Origin of the sequence: Alteromonas sp. MTD1, assembly GCF_042848195.1 — a bacterium.
In the GTDB taxonomy this organism is placed as follows: Bacteria; Pseudomonadota; Gammaproteobacteria; order Enterobacterales; family Alteromonadaceae; genus Alteromonas.
On sequence record NZ_BTGG01000002.1, the window covers coordinates 101,015 to 118,131 of the forward strand.

The 17,117-nt window shown below is 44.9% G+C and carries 10 protein-coding genes; 5 read left to right on the top strand and 5 right to left on the bottom strand.

Features of this window, described 5'->3' with window-relative positions; translation table 11 throughout:
- Positions 1–187 precede the first annotated feature (187 nt).
- The gene (locus ACGHAV_RS03100) at positions 188–1,267 is read right to left on the bottom strand and encodes a methyl-accepting chemotaxis protein (RefSeq protein WP_390376298.1); all 1,080 of its coding nucleotides are present in this window, start codon (positions 1,265–1,267) and stop codon (positions 188–190) included.
- A 230-nt stretch (positions 1,268–1,497) separates the two neighbouring features.
- On the opposite strand from ACGHAV_RS03100, the gene ACGHAV_RS03105 reads away from it, so the two are divergent.
- The 3 genes from ACGHAV_RS03105 to ACGHAV_RS03115 all read left to right on the top strand — a co-directional run bounded on the left by ACGHAV_RS03105 (position 1,498) and on the right by ACGHAV_RS03115 (position 8,289).
- A complete protein-coding gene (locus ACGHAV_RS03105; protein ID WP_390376301.1) occupies positions 1,498–2,250 on the top strand; it encodes a sulfite exporter TauE/SafE family protein in 753 nt (250 codons plus the stop codon).
- Positions 2,251–2,598: 348 nt separating this feature from the next.
- The gene (locus ACGHAV_RS03110) at positions 2,599–5,280 is read left to right on the top strand and encodes a family 16 glycosylhydrolase (protein WP_390376304.1); all 2,682 of its coding nucleotides are present in this window, start codon (positions 2,599–2,601) and stop codon (positions 5,278–5,280) included.
- Between the two features lie 63 nt (positions 5,281–5,343).
- Positions 5,344–8,289, top strand: a complete 2,946-nt coding sequence (locus ACGHAV_RS03115; RefSeq protein WP_390376307.1) for a TonB-dependent receptor — start codon at positions 5,344–5,346, stop codon at positions 8,287–8,289.
- Positions 8,290–8,340: 51 nt separating this feature from the next.
- Here ACGHAV_RS03115 and ACGHAV_RS03120 read toward each other — a convergent pair whose 3' ends face one another.
- From ACGHAV_RS03120 to ACGHAV_RS03135, 4 genes are all read right to left on the bottom strand, one after another.
- Positions 8,341–10,149 (bottom strand): DUF4105 domain-containing protein, encoded by a 1,809-nt coding sequence (locus tag ACGHAV_RS03120; RefSeq protein WP_390376310.1) that lies wholly within the window; start codon positions 10,147–10,149, stop codon positions 8,341–8,343.
- A gap of 6 nt (positions 10,150–10,155) precedes the next feature.
- Positions 10,156–10,515 carry an adenosine deaminase gene (locus ACGHAV_RS03125; RefSeq protein ID WP_334013905.1) on the bottom strand — a complete coding sequence of 120 codons (360 nt, stop codon included), beginning with the start codon at positions 10,513–10,515 and terminating at the stop codon, positions 10,156–10,158.
- Between the two features lie 153 nt (positions 10,516–10,668).
- Entirely contained in the window at positions 10,669–13,239 is a 2,571-nt protein-coding gene (locus ACGHAV_RS03130) for an exo 1,3/1,4-beta-D-glucan glucohydrolase (protein WP_390376313.1), read from the bottom strand.
- Positions 13,240–13,241: 2 nt separating this feature from the next.
- A complete protein-coding gene (locus tag ACGHAV_RS03135) occupies positions 13,242–14,504 on the bottom strand; it encodes a sugar MFS transporter (protein ID WP_390376316.1) in 1,263 nt (420 codons plus the stop codon).
- Between the two features lie 216 nt (positions 14,505–14,720).
- Here ACGHAV_RS03135 and ACGHAV_RS03140 point away from each other — a divergent pair, with 216 nt between their 5' ends.
- The gene (locus ACGHAV_RS03140; protein ID WP_390376318.1) at positions 14,721–16,091 is read left to right on the top strand and encodes a GH1 family beta-glucosidase; all 1,371 of its coding nucleotides are present in this window, start codon (positions 14,721–14,723) and stop codon (positions 16,089–16,091) included.
- A 23-nt stretch (positions 16,092–16,114) separates the two neighbouring features.
- Positions 16,115–17,116, top strand: coding sequence for a LacI family DNA-binding transcriptional regulator (locus ACGHAV_RS03145; RefSeq protein WP_390376321.1), 1,002 nt, complete (start codon positions 16,115–16,117; stop codon positions 17,114–17,116).
- Position 17,117: the final 1 nt, after the last annotated feature.

A 17,117-nucleotide genomic window follows, 5' to 3' on the forward strand; every position in this document is an offset into this window, starting at 1 on the left:
TTAAAACTGAACTTATTCTTTTATTTAAGACTAGATCAAAATACGACTACGTCTAGTCAAATCAAAAATTTGGAAAACATTACATTTTTTCAGAGACTTATATCAAGCACTTTATACTTTAGTTTATTGCTATATGAAAAACGGTCGAACATGTCGACCGCTTTTTCATCTAAAATGGCAGGTAGGCTTAAGAAGCCAAACGGTCTAACAAGGACAGTAATCGTTCACTGGCCTGTTCCATCGCAACAAGTTTTGTTTCTGCTAATGCAACATCGCCATTTTGCTTTGCTGCAACAGCATCAATACCGTTTCTATGCATAGCAACCATCGGCGTCTCTAGCTCTCTAAAGCTGGCGGTTTGGCCAATGGCCTGGCTGGTGTTTTCTCTGTACCACATTCCGAGTCTAGAACTTGTGTGGTCGGTAAAATCTGACGCTGACGTATTACTGCGACCACTAAGCACAGCGTAAACATCGGCTTTCCACACAACGTGATCAAGCTTAACGGTTTGAATGAAGGTGCTTAGTGCGCTGTCGCTAATAGTAGCTCTCATACTGTCACAATGCTGAACCATGGTTTCATAGCTACTATTTAACTGCTCAATACCAGCTTCTAACTGTTCGTTGTTACCACGAAGTTCATTTACACCTGACACCGCTTTTGAAGTCGACTGAATAATTCCGTTTACTAGCTCCGATACTTCGGTAGCCGACTTGTTGGTTTCCGTTGCCAGCGCACGAACTTCATCCGCAACAACACTAAAACCACGACCAGCGTCACCAGCTCGTGCTGCTTCAATAGCGGCATTAAGAGCAAGCAGGTTGGTTTGGTCTGAAATACTGGTAATTGTAGTAACGAATTTATTGATGTTATCGGCAGTTGTGGATAGACCCGATATACGCTCGCTCATGCTGCCCATTTGCACATTTAAGCCGCTCATATCGCTTACAATCTTCTTTAGTGTTGCAGCAGAGTTAGTGAACAGCTCGTTAATGTTAGCGACTGACTGATTTTCGTTATCAATTCGCTGATAAGTATCTAATACTGATTCTCTGATGCCCGCCATTTGGTTTAAGGCGTCAACAACGCATTTCATTAGCACCGATTCATTTGACGACGGCTTTGCTTCTGCTTGCTCTAAAGATGCAACTAACTCGGCATTTTCTGCCTCAAGCAGCGCCACTTTATCTAAAGCGTCTTGCACACGTGTCTCTAAAAGGCGAGCTTCAGCCACCTTATCTTCATATTTACTGCGAGATACAAACATAGTTTCTTACCGAGATTTTTGTTCTAAAAATAATTACGCAAGAATATCAGACATATACAGCTTTATGCTATTAGCCTGAAGTAGCGCATTTAAAGGGTATCGGCAGCGCGAGTAAAAACTGATGTAACATTTTGACTAAATATACGTGCCGTATTTTTTAATGAGACATTAAGGTATTATGAAAGCGTTGTTCTTATTCTCTGCAGTATATTCAGGCGTTGGACCCCCACATGGACATCAACACACTTTTAATGGTTTTTGTTTTGCTTGGCCTGGCAACGTTACTTCAAACGTTAAGTGGTTTTGGATTCGGCCTTTTCGTTGTTTCAAGCTTTACGTTATTTAGCATAATGCCATTAACTGCTACTACGTTTTTGGTAAGCTTTTTAAGTTTATTTAACGCGGCAAGTTTGGTTTTTAAAAATGCTCATCAAGTCAATCGAATGGCATACAAATATATCTTGTTGGCGGGGCTTCCAACGCTAGTCATTGGATTTGCTTTACTTGAATATCTATCTAGTTCACAAAGTGACTTCCTGAAAGTCGTACTGGGAGTGTGTATTCTAGCCTGCTGCGCGCTGTTAATGATGAAGCGTACTCTTGCCCCCCCTTCCAAGCGCCGTCGTGGATTTGTAATTGCCGGAGCTTTGGGCGGTGTCCTTGGTGGACTATTTTCTACGTTTGGCCCACCAATTGTTTATCAATGCTACAGGCAAAACTGGCCAGTAGATGAAATAAGGATCACTCTTCTCGCGGTTTTTTCAACAACTGCTTTGGTAAGGCTAGTTCTCGTACCTTTTGGAACATTACCGCACTATGAAACATTACTATTTTGCTGTGCAGGGGTGCCATTTGTTTTATTAGTGACACGGTTTGCAAGAAGACTTTCCACGTATATTAACCCATTGTGGATAAGAGCATTGGCACTCATCACTCTTGCCTGTAGTGGAATAGCACTGGTATTAAGCAACGTTTCGTTTTAGCTACCCTTTTTTGTTTTGAAAATATGCAAACTGAACTTGCTTGGAAAATGTAAAAATAGCGTAAACATAAAATTTAAAAAAATGTTTCACACAATAAACCTTTGACCTAAGCCAATAAAAATAATATCCCGGTGAATATTTTATCTACGCCTTCCTCATACTAAATGTTAATTTTCTGGTAACACTATTGACCTTTACATTACACTCGCTTAATGTAATGTAAGCGCTTTCAATTAGCCCTTTTTATTTGACCGCAATTGTAAGCGCTTACACTCAATGTTGAAGTGGCTATCGCCGCAACGTAATGAACTCAATTTTTGCTCATATTTTGGACCAAGGCTGAGAATAATGACTAAAAAAGTAACTCAACTTTCGCAGATAGCAGCTGCGATATCAGTCACAACACTTTTTGGTTGCGGTGGTGGAGCTGAAACCTCTACCAATATCGCAGCGGTAGATGCATCCGTGCCCGTCAGCGACTGGCAGCTTGTATGGGGTGACGAATTCGATGGCACCAGTATCGATGATGATAACTGGACCCATGAAGTTAACTGTGAAGGCGGCGGTAATAACGAAGCACAGTGCTATACCGACAGCGCCGACAACTCTTTTGTTTCAGACGGTACCCTAAAAATTGTTGCACTTCCTGCTGAAGAAGGTGCACCAAAGCCTTATACCTCAGCGCGCTTAAATACGCGTTATAAAGCCGACTTTAAATATGGCCGTGTAGAAATGCGTGCAAAAATGCCGTCAGGACAAGGTAGCTGGCCAGCATTTTGGATGATGCCAACTGACGAAGTATATGGTGGCTGGCCTCGCTCTGGTGAGATTGACATTGTTGAAGCAGTAAACCTTAAAGCATCTACCTTAGAGGGCGGTCAAGAAAACCACATCTACGGTACGTTGCACTACGGCCAAGAGTGGCCAAACAACGATAGCTCTGGTCAAGCCTATGCATTACCTGATGGTGCTAACCCAGCTGATGACTTCCACACTTATGCTATTGAGTGGCAAGAAGGTGAAATTCGCTGGTACATGGACGGTTACTTATATGCCACACAACGTCGCTCAGAAGTGCGCACTAATGCGAATGGTGATGCGACAGGTTTGTCACACCGCGGTTGGTATGCTGAATATTATGAACAAGGTACGGGCGAGCTAACTACTCACTGGGACAATGCGCCTTTCGATCAAGAGTTCTACCTAATCTTAAACTTTGCTGTAGGCGGTGCATGGCCTGAAGCTGTAAACGACACAGGTATTGATGCGGCAGCGTTTGCAGAAGGTCAAACCTACGAAATCGACTACGTTCGCGTGTATGAATGTGCATCTGATCCTGACACAGGAAAAGGCTGTGAAACAATACGTCCAGGTTATGACTCACTGGAAGACGCGCTTGTTGAAGGTGCTGCACCTATTCCAACACCACCATCAACGGGTATTCCACAGAACCTAACTATTTTTGACGGTACACCAAACCCTAACTGGCCTGCATGGGACTGCTGCGGTGGTTCAACACCTGCACTGGTTGAAGATGCAGACGAAGGGCAAGTATACGAGTTCACCTTTGGCGAAGCGCCTACTGTTATGGGCTTTATCAGTCGTTCACAGTTTATCACTGACCCTGCGGGCGAAGCATCACCATTTGACGCATCACCTATTGAAGAAACAGGCAGCGTTAAATTTGACTTGAAAGTAACCTCACTGCCTAACAACACTGAAACGGCATGGTTATTTAAGATTGAAAGCTCTGAAGGCAGTACCTTTGCTGAACTTCCATTAATGGATGGCTATGTTGGACCAGCTGCAAGTGCAGGTACAACACCAGAGCAAGGCGTATGGGAGTCTTACGAATTCCCTCTTAGCACGCTTGCTGAAGCTGGCCTTGATACTAGTGCCATTGACGTAATCATGGTGTTCCCACTTTGGGATACAGGTAACGGCGCGGTGTATCGCATGGCAAATGTTGAGATTTCCCAAGAAGGCGGCGTAACCTACCCTGAACTGGTTATTTTTGAAGAAGGTCAAAACCCAGACTGGCCTATGTGGGACTGCTGTGGTGGTTCAACGCCAACTGAAGAAATGGATGACGAAGAACACGGTTTAACAGCAGAGTTCCGTATTGGCGAAGCACCAACGGTAATGGGCTTTATCACACGTCCTGCTGCAGGTGGTGGTGATACTCCGTTTGACGCAACAGCACTAACTGACGGCGGCCTGCTTCAATTCGATATGCGCGTAGTTAATGCACCAGCGAATGCCGACTCTACATGGTTATTCAAAATTGAATCAAATGACGCTGCAACAGCGGTAGAGCTTCCTCTAGCAGAGAGCGTAGAAGGTCAAGCACCTGTTGAAGGCGAATGGCAAACGTACACTTTCCCAATTTCTGATTTACAGGCTCGAGGCTTAGATGTAAGTGCTATCGACGTCATCATGGTATTCCCAGCTTGGGGCACAGGTGAAGGCGCAGTTTACCGTTTAGATAACGTTAAGTTTTACCACCCAGACAGCGGCGCTGAAGCACCAGCAGGCGGTATCACATTGTTCGCAGATACAGCTGCTGACCAATGGCGCATTTGGGATTGCTGTGGTGGTTCAACACCAACAGAAGAAATTGACGACGCTGAGCATGGCACTGTTGCAGAGTTCCGCATCGGTGAAGCGCCAACGGTAATGGGCATTATTGCTGATGACGGTCACTCTTATGATGCGTCTGCATTGCTTGCCAATGGTGTAGTGCGCTTTGAAATGAAAGTAAGTTCAATGCCAAACGATGCATCTGCGCCGTGGTTATTCAAGATTGAATCAATTAACGCATCAACCGCTGTTGAACTACCTATTTCAGCAAGTCTGGAAGGCGCAGATCCAGTTCAAGGCGAGTGGCAAACCTACACATTCCCACTACAAACCCTTTTTGATGCGGGTCTGGATGTCAGCGCGATTAACGTAATTATGATGTTTCCAGCATGGGGGCAAGGTAACGGTGCGGTTTATCGCGTAGATAACGTAGAAATTGCAGCGCAATAACAAAGAAGCTGTCGCCGTAAAAACAGCGGCAGCCTTTCATTGATTTGAAACAGTAGGGCAATTATGAAACACACAACTTTTAAAAAGACCCAGCTTGCCACATCGATGGCTTTGTTAATGGGCTCATCGCTTGTGCTACCTACCTACGCACAAGAAGCCGAAACCGCTACGCCGTCTGATGACGAAGTAGAAGTTATTCAAGTAAGCGGTATTCGCGGAAGCGTAATGCGTTCGATGGACTTGAAGCGCAGCTCTAACGGTGTGGTAGACGCCATATCAGCAGAAGAGTTAGGTAAGTTTCCAGATACGAACTTAGCTGAAGCACTTCAGCGTATTACCGGTGTAACCATTAGCCGTAACAACGGTGAAGGTAGCCAAATCACTGTACGTGGTTTTGGCCCAGAGTTTAACCTTGTAACGCTTAACGGCCGTCAAATGCCGGGCACAGGCTTTACACGTTCTTTCGACCTTGCAAACCTCTCTTCTGAAGGTGTGAACACGCTAGAACTGCAAAAGACAGCGCGTGCTGAAAACCCAAGCGGTGGCTTAGGTGCAACGGTAAACATCATTACTATGAAGCCATTGTCTCAGCCAGGACAAAACGCCACGATATCGGTTAAAGGCATTCACGATACCTCGGTTGAAGAAGGCGATGACGTAACACCGGAAATTGCTGGTGTTTACAGCAACACGTTTGCAGACGATATGTTTGGCTTTGGCGTTTCATTCTCGCATCAAGAGCGTGATTTCCAGCAACAATCGGCAAATATTCAAGGTTGGCAGCTACAAGAAAATGATGCGCTTCCAGACCTTGATCCATCGAATGTTGTAGACAACCGTACGAATATTACCAACGCCGCATTCTTCCCGAAAGACATGAACTATGGCATTAACGATGTTCAGCGTGAGCGTCAAAATGCTCAGGTAACGCTACAGTTTCGTCCAGTTGACGAATTTACTGCTACCGTTGACTACACAGCATCACGCGCCACCACTGGCACGAACTCTGTGGGCTGGGGTATTTGGAACAACTTCGGTGCCAACATCAATGCTTACGAGTTAGACGAGAACGGTACAGCTGTTTTTGCAGATATCAGTGGCGATGATGGCTCATTTACCGCTAGTCGTAATACAACCCGTGTTGACGCGCGCTCGCTAGGTGTGAACTTCGATTGGGCAATCAACGACAACTGGCATGTAAGCCTTGATTACCATGACTCATACAACGAAATTGATAATGGCTTTGACGAAGGCTTAGGCAGCGCAGGTCAAATCATTCTTGGTTCAAACCAGCTTGAATCAAAAATTTATGACTACCGTGACGGTGAAATTCCACAGGTTTTCGTAAACTGGAACAATGGCACCAACGAAATTCTGCCAAGTGAAATTGATTCAAACTTCAGTCAGTTTATCTATTCTCCTGGTCGTTCTGACATTGAGCAGCTTCAGCTAGACGGAACCTGGTACAACGATACGTTCGATATTCCACTTGTTAAAGTTGATTTTGGTTATGCACGCACAGAGCAGGCGCTATCTGGCTTTACAGCGTGGAGTGGATTGCGTGGCGGCCCGGGCTTCAACCCGTCATTTACGCAAATATTCCCAGACAGCATGTTTGTGCGTAACGACACGTCAGGTTTCCTAGACGCGTTTGATGGCGGCGGTGCTGGCATGAACCCAGGTTACTACTACACGTTCAACTTTGATGAAGCTATTGCAAGACAGCTACAAAACATCACGGCTGATGTAGTAGGCGAAGGCAATGCTTACTCAATCGACCCGTTCTTTATGGGCGCGCCATCGGTGAGCAATGTAGAGGAAATTACAGACTCTATTTACGTGCAAACCGAGTGGGACTTCGAGCTTGGCGATTACTTTGTACAAATCAATGCTGGTGTTCGTTACGAAGAAACTGAAGTACCTAGCTCTGCCGAAGTACGCGTCCCTACTCAAGTAAACTGGGTAGCGGCGTCTGAGTGGATCACGCAGTTCGAAGACGAGCTTCAGTTGCAAGATTTCACTGGTGAGTACGATGTTCTATTACCAATGTTTGACGTGAAAGTCGATGTGACCGACGACGTAGTTGCACGCTTCTCATGGGGTAAATCAATTACACGTGCCCCAATTGGCCTACTACAGGGCGGCTTGTCTTTCAGCGGTAGCCCTAAAATTGGCGCGCGTACTGCTTCTGCGGGTAACACAAGCTTACTGCCGTTTGAGTCATCGAATATCGACCTTTCATTAGAATGGTATTACGACGAAGCAAGCTTTGCGGCAATTGGCCTATTTAGAAAGTCAGTTGAAAACTACATCACTACAACAGGTCAAGATCGTCAGTTCGAAGGACTGCGTGATATCTATCAAGGCCCTCGTTGGAATGAGGCAGTAAGTGCTATTGAAGCGTCTGGTGAACAAGCTACAGACAGCGCTATTTACGACTACTTCGTAAACAACGGCTATGCTGACGAGAACGGTGTTGTAACGCCTGATGCTAACGACCCGCTAATTACATGGCGTACCACACAACCAGGTAATTCTAGCGACTCGAAAACGGTTGAAGGTATTGAGCTTGCTATTCAGCATACCTTTGGTGACACAGGCTTCGGTTTTGGAGCTAACGCAACATTGGTTGACGGTGACGTAGAATACGACCCATATAACCTTGAAGAGCAGGATCCGCTTGTAGGTATTAGCGACTCTGCAAACTTCCAAGTGTTTTATGAAAAAGAAGGGCTATCTGTAAAAGTAACCTACGCATGGCGTTCTGACTACGTGGTTGGTATTGGTCAAGCACAGGGCTCATCAGACAACCCAGCAACGCAGTTCGATACCTTTGGTCAGGTTGATGCAAGCATCAACTACGACGTAAACGAACACCTAACGGTATTCTTAGAAGGTATTAACATTAACGACGAAACCGAGCGTGGCTACGGTCGCTTTGAAGAGCAGTTCCTGTTTGCTCGTCAATACGGTCCTCGTTACACGCTAGGTGCTAGATACACGTTCTAATTTCTGTTTATCGTGTGAGTAAAAAGCCGCTTTTAAAAGCGGCTTTTTTATTTAAAAATACCAGTCAAATCCGGCTCTTGCTCTTACTTCTTTGTTTACGCCGCTATCGAAATGCTCAAGTCTTACATAAACGCCATATTCATTGTTTGGCTGAGCAGATAATTCAGCTACAAAGTGGTTTAGCGGTTTTCGTACCCTGTCTGAAACTGTCACCGACGCTTCAAATCGAAGTGACGATTGCCAGGCTAAATTAACAAACAACCCGGCATTTAAGCGGCCATATACGATGTCTTCGCTCAGTCTGGTGCCAAAACCTGCCTCAGCGGTTCCGTAACCAATAACATCGCGATGAAGCCTTAAACTTTTGCCCAGGCCGCCTTCTAATGAGAAAAAGCCTTCGTCATTTAGCGCATCGTCAAATGCTTGTTGGTAGCCAATAAATAACGTACCAGACCACCTTGGTAAGCTTTGCGTTGACGGCATATATGATTCGAACGCATAAAGTGTAAAGCGGTCCAAGCGCACATTGCCAGACTGTGTGTTTACCGACAGCTGTGTTTCAGCAATACGTAGCTCTGATTCGTTGAAAAATTGTGGCTCTGATGTTCTCAAGTAGTGCGAAGCTGGTAAGAAGGATAGCACCGCTCTTTCGGACTGATTAAACCGCTCAACCCCTATACTTAAAGCACTGTCTTGCACTGTATCAAGCGGGTTTTTCGCTGTTTTTCTGTTAAGTTGAAACTGCTCATGCCTATCTAGAAGCTTATCAAAGTCGCCGTACTTATAAGAATCCGATGGCGTCATCTTTTGTTCTATTGCGATTAACCGCTTCACATACTCAAGCTCCAGCGGAGTTAACGCCTCAAACCGGCCATAGTCAGTACTTTTCCTTTCTGAAAGCATACGCTTTAACTTGTTAACTTTACGTGTACCTAGCTGTAGCTCTAGTGCTGCTACTGCCCATTCGTTGGCTAAATTCACCTTCGATTGCGCAATTAATTGCACCTTAGCGGCTGCTTTAACCACATCTGCAGGAGTTACGAATAGCGTTTCTTCTACTTTTATTTCCGGCTGAACTATGCCTAATAGATACAGGGTAAGCGTTGCACAGTTATAGCTTTGAAAGAGATAGGTAATATCAATGTCTTTTAGTTCCCATAGGTGAAGCTGCAGGAGCTGTCTAGCATCTTCATCAAGGGAAAGGGTATATTCGAATACATTCCTGCCTTCGGTATTTAAATATCGTACAAGCTCTTTTTCATAAGGCCTCACAATAAAGAAGCCCGGCATTCCCTTTACTAGCCCGTTGTAGATAATTGAAAAAGGGTTAAAGGTGTCATATTCGGTAAAGAAGGAAAGCGCGTGTGAAACTTCATTTCTTCTGTAATTTTCACCTTTCGCTTTAAGAAACACATGCCCCATCATACTCGAGGCTGAGGACAACACTTCTGAGGCAAAAATGATTTCAACCGAGTCAAAAGGAACGTGATTTATATATTTATTGAGTTCAGCACATTCGCTTACATCAAGGTGTTTTGTACTATTATTCAACTGCTTTTTCAGCCAATACACGCGAGCAGGAAATCGACAAGTGGCTTCACTCTCAGACGCATTAACATAGGCTATCAGTGCATCAAGTTCAGCGCGTGGTGAGAAGTGTGGTGCTGATAAGGTAAATTTAGGGTCTGATATTGCCGATTCTTGACCTTTTACATGCAAAAGAGCATGCCATTGCGGTTTCGACGCTATACGCTCACGCATAGTTTCATCGGCTTCTACGCTTTCCGCGCTGCTATTACCCGCAAGAAGTGCCAAAAAAAAGAAAGCTGGCAAAAGCCAGCTTTTTACTACGTAATTCATGTTAGCTTATTGCGCGCACTGAACTTCTACGTTGTCAGCATAATCCCACATTTTACCGGTAACGCCGTCAGTGGTAGAGCCAAGTAGGCCACCAATTACGATATTACCAAAGAAAACAGGTGTTATAGACTTTTTAATTGGTGTAGCAGTGTCACAGCCTTCCGCTTTTGTGCGTACTACTTTGTCTTTACCGTCACGAAGAACCACAACCATACCAGGTGCTGTCACTGTTTTATCGTCAACAGTTACTTCTGCAGGCTTGTTGTTACTTGTGGTAACGTTAATTGATTGGTTCTCTGATGTCATGACACTGGCACAACCAGATGTCATCATTGCAATTGCTGCAAGTAGCGCAATTTTTTTCATTTTTATATATCCCTAGTTTGTTACTGCCAAAACCTTGGCGGCGATTAATCTATATAAAAATGAAAAAATGTCAATCTGAGCGTATAGTTTGTCGCGTTCATCGCAAAAAAAAGCCCTAACTCAACGGAAAGGGCTTTTTAAACGTCATAGTCACTACTGACAGGATATATCAGCTTCCTTGGCACTTTCCGGTGTAAATTGAATATCTGCAACACTCAAGCTTGCTTTGCCTGCACTGCCAAGTTCGAACGGTACTACAAGACCGGTAAAGTCAATTCCCGCATCCACGAAACACTGCAAGTCAATGCTGATAGTAGACCAAGTGTCGATTGGCATCGCCATAAGCTTACTGCTTATATCAATTTGTGTTGAGCAACTGCCGGCCACATCGCCTTCACCCTCACAGTTCATACCGATAGTAACTGGCGAACTTATGTCTGAATGACGGTTAACGATAAACGTTAATGCTGCGTTGTTAAGAAGCTGTGCGCTGAGGTCTTCGCGGAAGAAGCTTTTGCTTGCAAAACGCATAGCAGCGAACTCGCTTCCATCGAAACTCACTTTTCGCGCATCTTCCTGTACTTCTTTATCAACTGTGCGATAAGAAATGGCGCCAATAGTATGCGTGCTCGCATTTACAGATAGTGATTTGTCACCAGAGTACAGCCACAGCTCCCAAGGTGCCTGTACGGCTCCTTTAAGAATAGACATAGGCTCTTGAGATTCACTGCTTACCTCGACTTTGGTACTTAATGTATCACTCAGTACATCGTTATCATCGAAAGTTAAACCAAAGCCATAAGGTAACAGTGGCGCGTATTCTTCATCACCTATATTTACAATTTGCTGCGGTGATGCAGGCCACGAAAATGGAAGTTTTCCTTTAAAGTCTTGTTTGCCAAAAATCACATCGGCTACCGCAGCCCCTTCAGAGCCAGGCAACCATGCAGCTACAAAGGCGTCAGACGCATTCAGTTCTGCGTTTACCCACATCGGGCGCCCGCTAATGAATACAGAGACAACAGGAATGCCTTGTGCTTTTAGCTTTTTAAGCAGCGCAAGATCACGCTTACTACCATGCTGATAGATGAGCGTTTCTCGATCGCCATGTCCTTCGGCATATGGCTCTTCTCCAAACACTACAATTGCTACGTCTGGCTTGGTTTCAAACTCACCATCAATAGAAAGCACAGCTTCGCCGCCCTGCTGTTCGGCTAAGCTCTGTATGCCATCGAATATAGACGTTCCACCAGGAAAATCTTCATTCGTGTTATTGGTACCTTGCCACGTTATCGTCCAGCCACCCGACTGCTTTCCAATATTGTCTGCAGCATCACCCGCCACCAAAATGCGTTTACTCGCGTCTAAAGGCAGTATTTTATCTTTGTTTTTCAACAGCACTAACGACTCGCGTACTGCTTGTTTCGCCACTTCACGATGACTGTCTTTGCCAATTAATGAGCGGTCACCAGAGAGTGGTCTATTTGCTGGGCTTGGTTTATCGAACAGGCCTGCACGCACTTTTACACGCAAAATTCGGCGTACAGCATCGTCGATACGAGCCATACTAATGGCCCCTTCTTTCACTTGTGAAATAGTGGTGTCGTACAATACTTTCCAGTCGCTTGGCACCATGAAAATATCTAGTCCAGCATTAATAGCTTGTGCACAGTCGTTGTTATTACACCCTTTTACTTGCCCGTGGCCGTTCCAGTCACCAACAACAAAGCCATCAAACCCCATTTGATCTTTCAATACATCGGTTAGCAAATATTTATGGCCGTGTAACTTTTCACCATTCCAACTATTAAACGATGCCATAACAGATTGTGCACCAACCGTAAGGCCGCCTACATATCCTTGTGCATGAATATCAAACAGCGCTTGTTCACTTGCAATATTGTCGCCCTGATCGTCACCACCAACAGTGCCACCATCGCCCACGAAGTGCTTTACCGTGCTAATTACACGCTGGTCGCCTAAAAAGTCTTTATCTGCAGCACCCTGAAGCCCTCTTACCACCGATGCAGCATACTCGCGCACTATAGCAGGGTCTTCTGAATAGCTTTCGTAAGTTCTGCCCCAACGGTCATCACGTACCACTGCAACGGTAGGCGCAAATACCCAGTCGATACCTGTTGCCATTACTTCTTTGGCAGTAATGTGTGCAATCTCTTCCATTAATGCTGGGTTATTAGTCGCACCCAACCCGATATTGTGGGGAAACAGCGTGGCACCAATCACATTATTGTGACCGTGTACCGCATCTGTACCCCACATGGTGGGAATTGTTGAACCATCTAAACTGTCATCAACCGAGGCCTGATAAAGCGATTCAGCCAGTGCTACCCAATCGTCTGGGGTTGCATGTTTGTCGTTATTGGGAAATGCACCACCACCATTAAGGTAAGAGCCAAATCCGTATTTACGCATATCCTCAACTGAAATATTGCGAATCTCAGGCTGAATCATTTGCGCTACCTTTTGCTCCAGTGTCATTGATGACATGATGTCTGAAACTTTAGCTTCAACTGCTTCATCGCGTTTAACTTCGATATCAAGCTTCGGCCAAATTTGCGCTGCTTTAGTGCTTGGCGCAGTGGCGTTTTTTTCACTAACACTTGCTGCAGTGTTATCTTCAAACGAACAACCTGTAAGCAAAACACCACCAGCCAAGCTGAGAACGGTGCTAGCAACAACGTTAGCGAGAGTCGTTTTTCGCATTGTTATTCCTCAATTAAAGTAGTTTCAGATACACGGCTTCCCACTAATCCATAATAGGCAATGAAAACGTAGCATGAAGCGGGTAGCAAAAATGACAGCGTAACGCCTACTGCGTCAGCGAGCATGCCTTGGAAAAGCGGGATAATGGCACCGCCTACAATAGCAAGACATAGAATTCCAGAGCCCTGTGGCGTGTCTTTTCCTAATTGCTGTAGCGCTAGGCTGAAAATAGTTGGGAACATGATGGAATTGAATAAACCCACACCAAGCACACTGTAAAGCGCCACATCGCCAGAACTTGAAATTGATAGCAGTATTAATGCAATAGCCATTACCGCATTAAATGCCAGTACAGTACCGCCCGATACTTTTTGCATTACCAATGCACCAATAAAGCGACCCACCATGGCTCCACCCCAGTAATACGCTAGCAGCTTTGATGCGCTTGCCTCGGAAAGGCCCGCAACGCTTGGGGTTGCTAGGTAATTAACTAGCATACTACCAATAGCAACTTCGGCGCCTACATACATAAATATACCAACCGCACCCAGCACTAGATGCTTCTGTTGCCATGCACCACCTTTAAATAAGCTTGGGTTGCTGTTTGTGTGATTAAGCGAAGGTAGTTTTAAATACAAAAACACTAGGGCAAGCATTAACAATGCAGCGGCAAGAATAAGGTACGGCACTTGTACGTCTGAGGCTGACGCTGTGGCGGCGCTATGCTCGCCAGCTGCACCGTACATCAGGTAAGAACCGAAGAATGGTGCAACCGTAGTGCCTAATGAGTTAAAGGCCTGAGTCATAGTAAGACGTGATGATGCCGTCTTTGGATTGCCTAGCGCGGTAACATATGGATTAGCAGAAACTTGTAGAATAGTGATGCCCGATGCCAATACAAATAGGGCTAACAAAAATACCCCATATATCTGACTTTCCGCTGCAGGATAAAACAATACACAGCCTAAACACGCTATCCCTAATCCAACAACAATACCCTTTTGATAGCCAATGCGCGACACCACCATTCCAGCTGGCAGAGACACAATGAAATAGGCACTGAAGAAGCAAAACTGGATAAGCATTGCTTGTGTGAAACTAAGATTGAAAGCCCCTTTCAAGTAGGGAATTAAAATGTCGTTCAGGCAGGTTATGAACCCCCACATGAAAAACAGCGTGGTAAGAGAGATAAGTGCAAAGCGGTATCCACCGTTCGCTGTAGCATTTTCCGCTACCGTATTGTTTGGCTGCGCTGGCGTGTCCACGAGTAACCTCTGTTTGCTATTTTTGTATTAAATGTTAAATTATCTGTGTAAGCGCTTACAACTCAACATTAACAAGGCTGTAAGCGCTTACATGAAATGGATAATTACATGAAGTAATTCTAAATTCAATGTAAATATCATGTTATTTACTTAATCCGCACTAGTATAAGAATAGTGCAAATAGTAGAGATTCGTTAACCCCAAGGTAGCTAGCAAATGCGAACGTTCAACCTTCCTGCCAACTCATTAATGCGCTCAAAAGACTTTTTGTTTGGCGTGGCGACATCTAGCTTTCAGATTGAGGGAGACAGGAAAGGTCGAGAGACCTGTATTTGGGACACTTTCTGTGCGCAGTCCGGCAAAATTTCAGATAATAGCAACGGTGACGATGCTTGTCGGCACATTGAGAAATGGAAAGATGATGTAGAACTCATTAGTTCACTGGGCGTTGATGCATATCGACTATCCATTTCATGGCCGCGCGTTATGACCAGTGATGGTGACGTCAATGAAATGGGCATGCAATTCTATGTAAATTTGGTTGATGAACTTGTTCGAAGAGGTATAAAAGTATTCGTCACTTTATATCATTGGGATTTACCACAGCATTTAGAAGATAATGGCGGCTGGTTGAATCGTGACACAGCCTATGCATTTGAGAAGTACGCTACCGCTGTTGCAAGCACCCTAGGCGATAAAGTATACGCCTATGCCACGTTAAACGAACCATTTTGCTCTGCTTATTTGGGTTACGAATTAGGTGTACACGCACCAGGTTTAACCGGCGTCGGAAGAGGTAGGAAAGCTGCCCATCATTTACTTTTAGCCCATGGCCTTGCTTTGAGAGTATTGCGCGCCACGTGCCCTAATAGTCTACATGGAATCGTACTTAACTTTAGTACTTGCCATCCTGCAACAAACAATGAAGAAGATAAAATTGCTGCAAAACTGGCTGATGAATATCACAACCAATGGTACTTAAAGCCTGTCATTGACGGCCAGTACCCAAGCATAATCCATCAACTGAGGGATGTGGATCGCCCTGACATTGAAGAAGGTGATATGGATATTATCTCTCAACCTATTGATTACCTTGGCATAAATTATTACACCCGCACTGTGTACAAAGCCACGCCGAGCGATAGCGCTGACGTTAACTTTGGCTTTGAAATAGTTGAGCCTACAAACACGCCTCTTACAGCAATGGGCTGGGAGATAACACCCGATGCCTTTACTGAGTTACTTGTAAACTTGCACCAGCAATATGCGTTGCCTCCTATTTACATCACCGAAAATGGTGCAGCCATGGACGATGAAATGATAGACGGTGAGGTAAACGATGTGGATCGCATTGACTATTTCAACAGCCATTTAAATGCGGTCAATGTGGCAATTGAAGCCGGCGTAGACATAAGAGGCTACTTTGCGTGGAGTTTGATGGATAATTTCGAGTGGGCTTTAGGCTATTCAAAACGGTTTGGCATTGTTCACGTTGACTACGACACTCAAAAAAGAACGCTCAAACAAAGCGCACATGTTTACTCAGAACTGGTTAAGAACAGAATTAATGGTACATTAGCAGTATAAATAAAGGATAAGTACCGAATTTCATGGCAACAATATACGAAGTATCAGAAGCGGCGGGCGTTTCTCTTGCTACTGTCAGTAGAGTGATGAATGGCAACGCAAAGGTCAGTGAACGCACAAGGAAGAAAGTGGAAGACGCCATGGCAAAGTTGGGCTATCAGCCTAATGCCATTGCACAGTCGCTTGCGTCAAATCGCACAAACAGCGTAGGCCTTCTGGTTTCTGAGTTACATGGCTCGTATTTTGGTGATTTAATGAGTACCGTTGAGCAAGTGCTTAAAAAGAATGGTAAGCATGTAGTCATTACCGCCGGCCACGTTGATGAAACCCGTGAAAAGGAAGCGATAGAGTTCCTAAAGAGTCGGCGCTGCGATGCATTGATTCTTCACGCCGAGGCTGTATCTGATGACTACCTTAAAAGTTTAGTAGACGGCAAGGTACCTGTTGTTTTAATTAACCGTAAAATTGACGATATTGATGACAATTGTTTTTTTGTTGATAACGAAACTGGTGGTTACATTGCCACGAAAGCGGTTATAGAACAGGGTCATAAACACATTGGTTACGTTAGCGGCCCGCTGTTTAAGAAAGATGCTAGCGACCGCCTGAAAGGCCATAAACGAGCACTTGAAGAAGCAGGCATTACCTTTTCAGAAGGCGCGTTGTTTGAAGGAGACTATCACGAATCATCAGGCCAAGAGGGCATGCAGTGTATTAGTGAACAATTTCCACAGATGACCGCGCTTGTTTGCGCAAATGACGAAATGGCATCTGGTGCAATGACCGCAGCACGAGAAGCCGGTAAAGCGATCCCTTCACAGCTTTCCATTGTTGGGTTTGATAACGTGCTTTTCTCACGCTACCTGTACCCTAAACTTACCACGGTAGATAACCCTATTCAGGCGATGGGCGAGATGGCTGCACACTGGGTGTTAGAGCATGTTTACGACATAAAGAGCCAAACTCCAATAAAGCATTTATTCGTTCCACAAATTGTGAAACGAGATACCTTAGCCGCAGTATAAA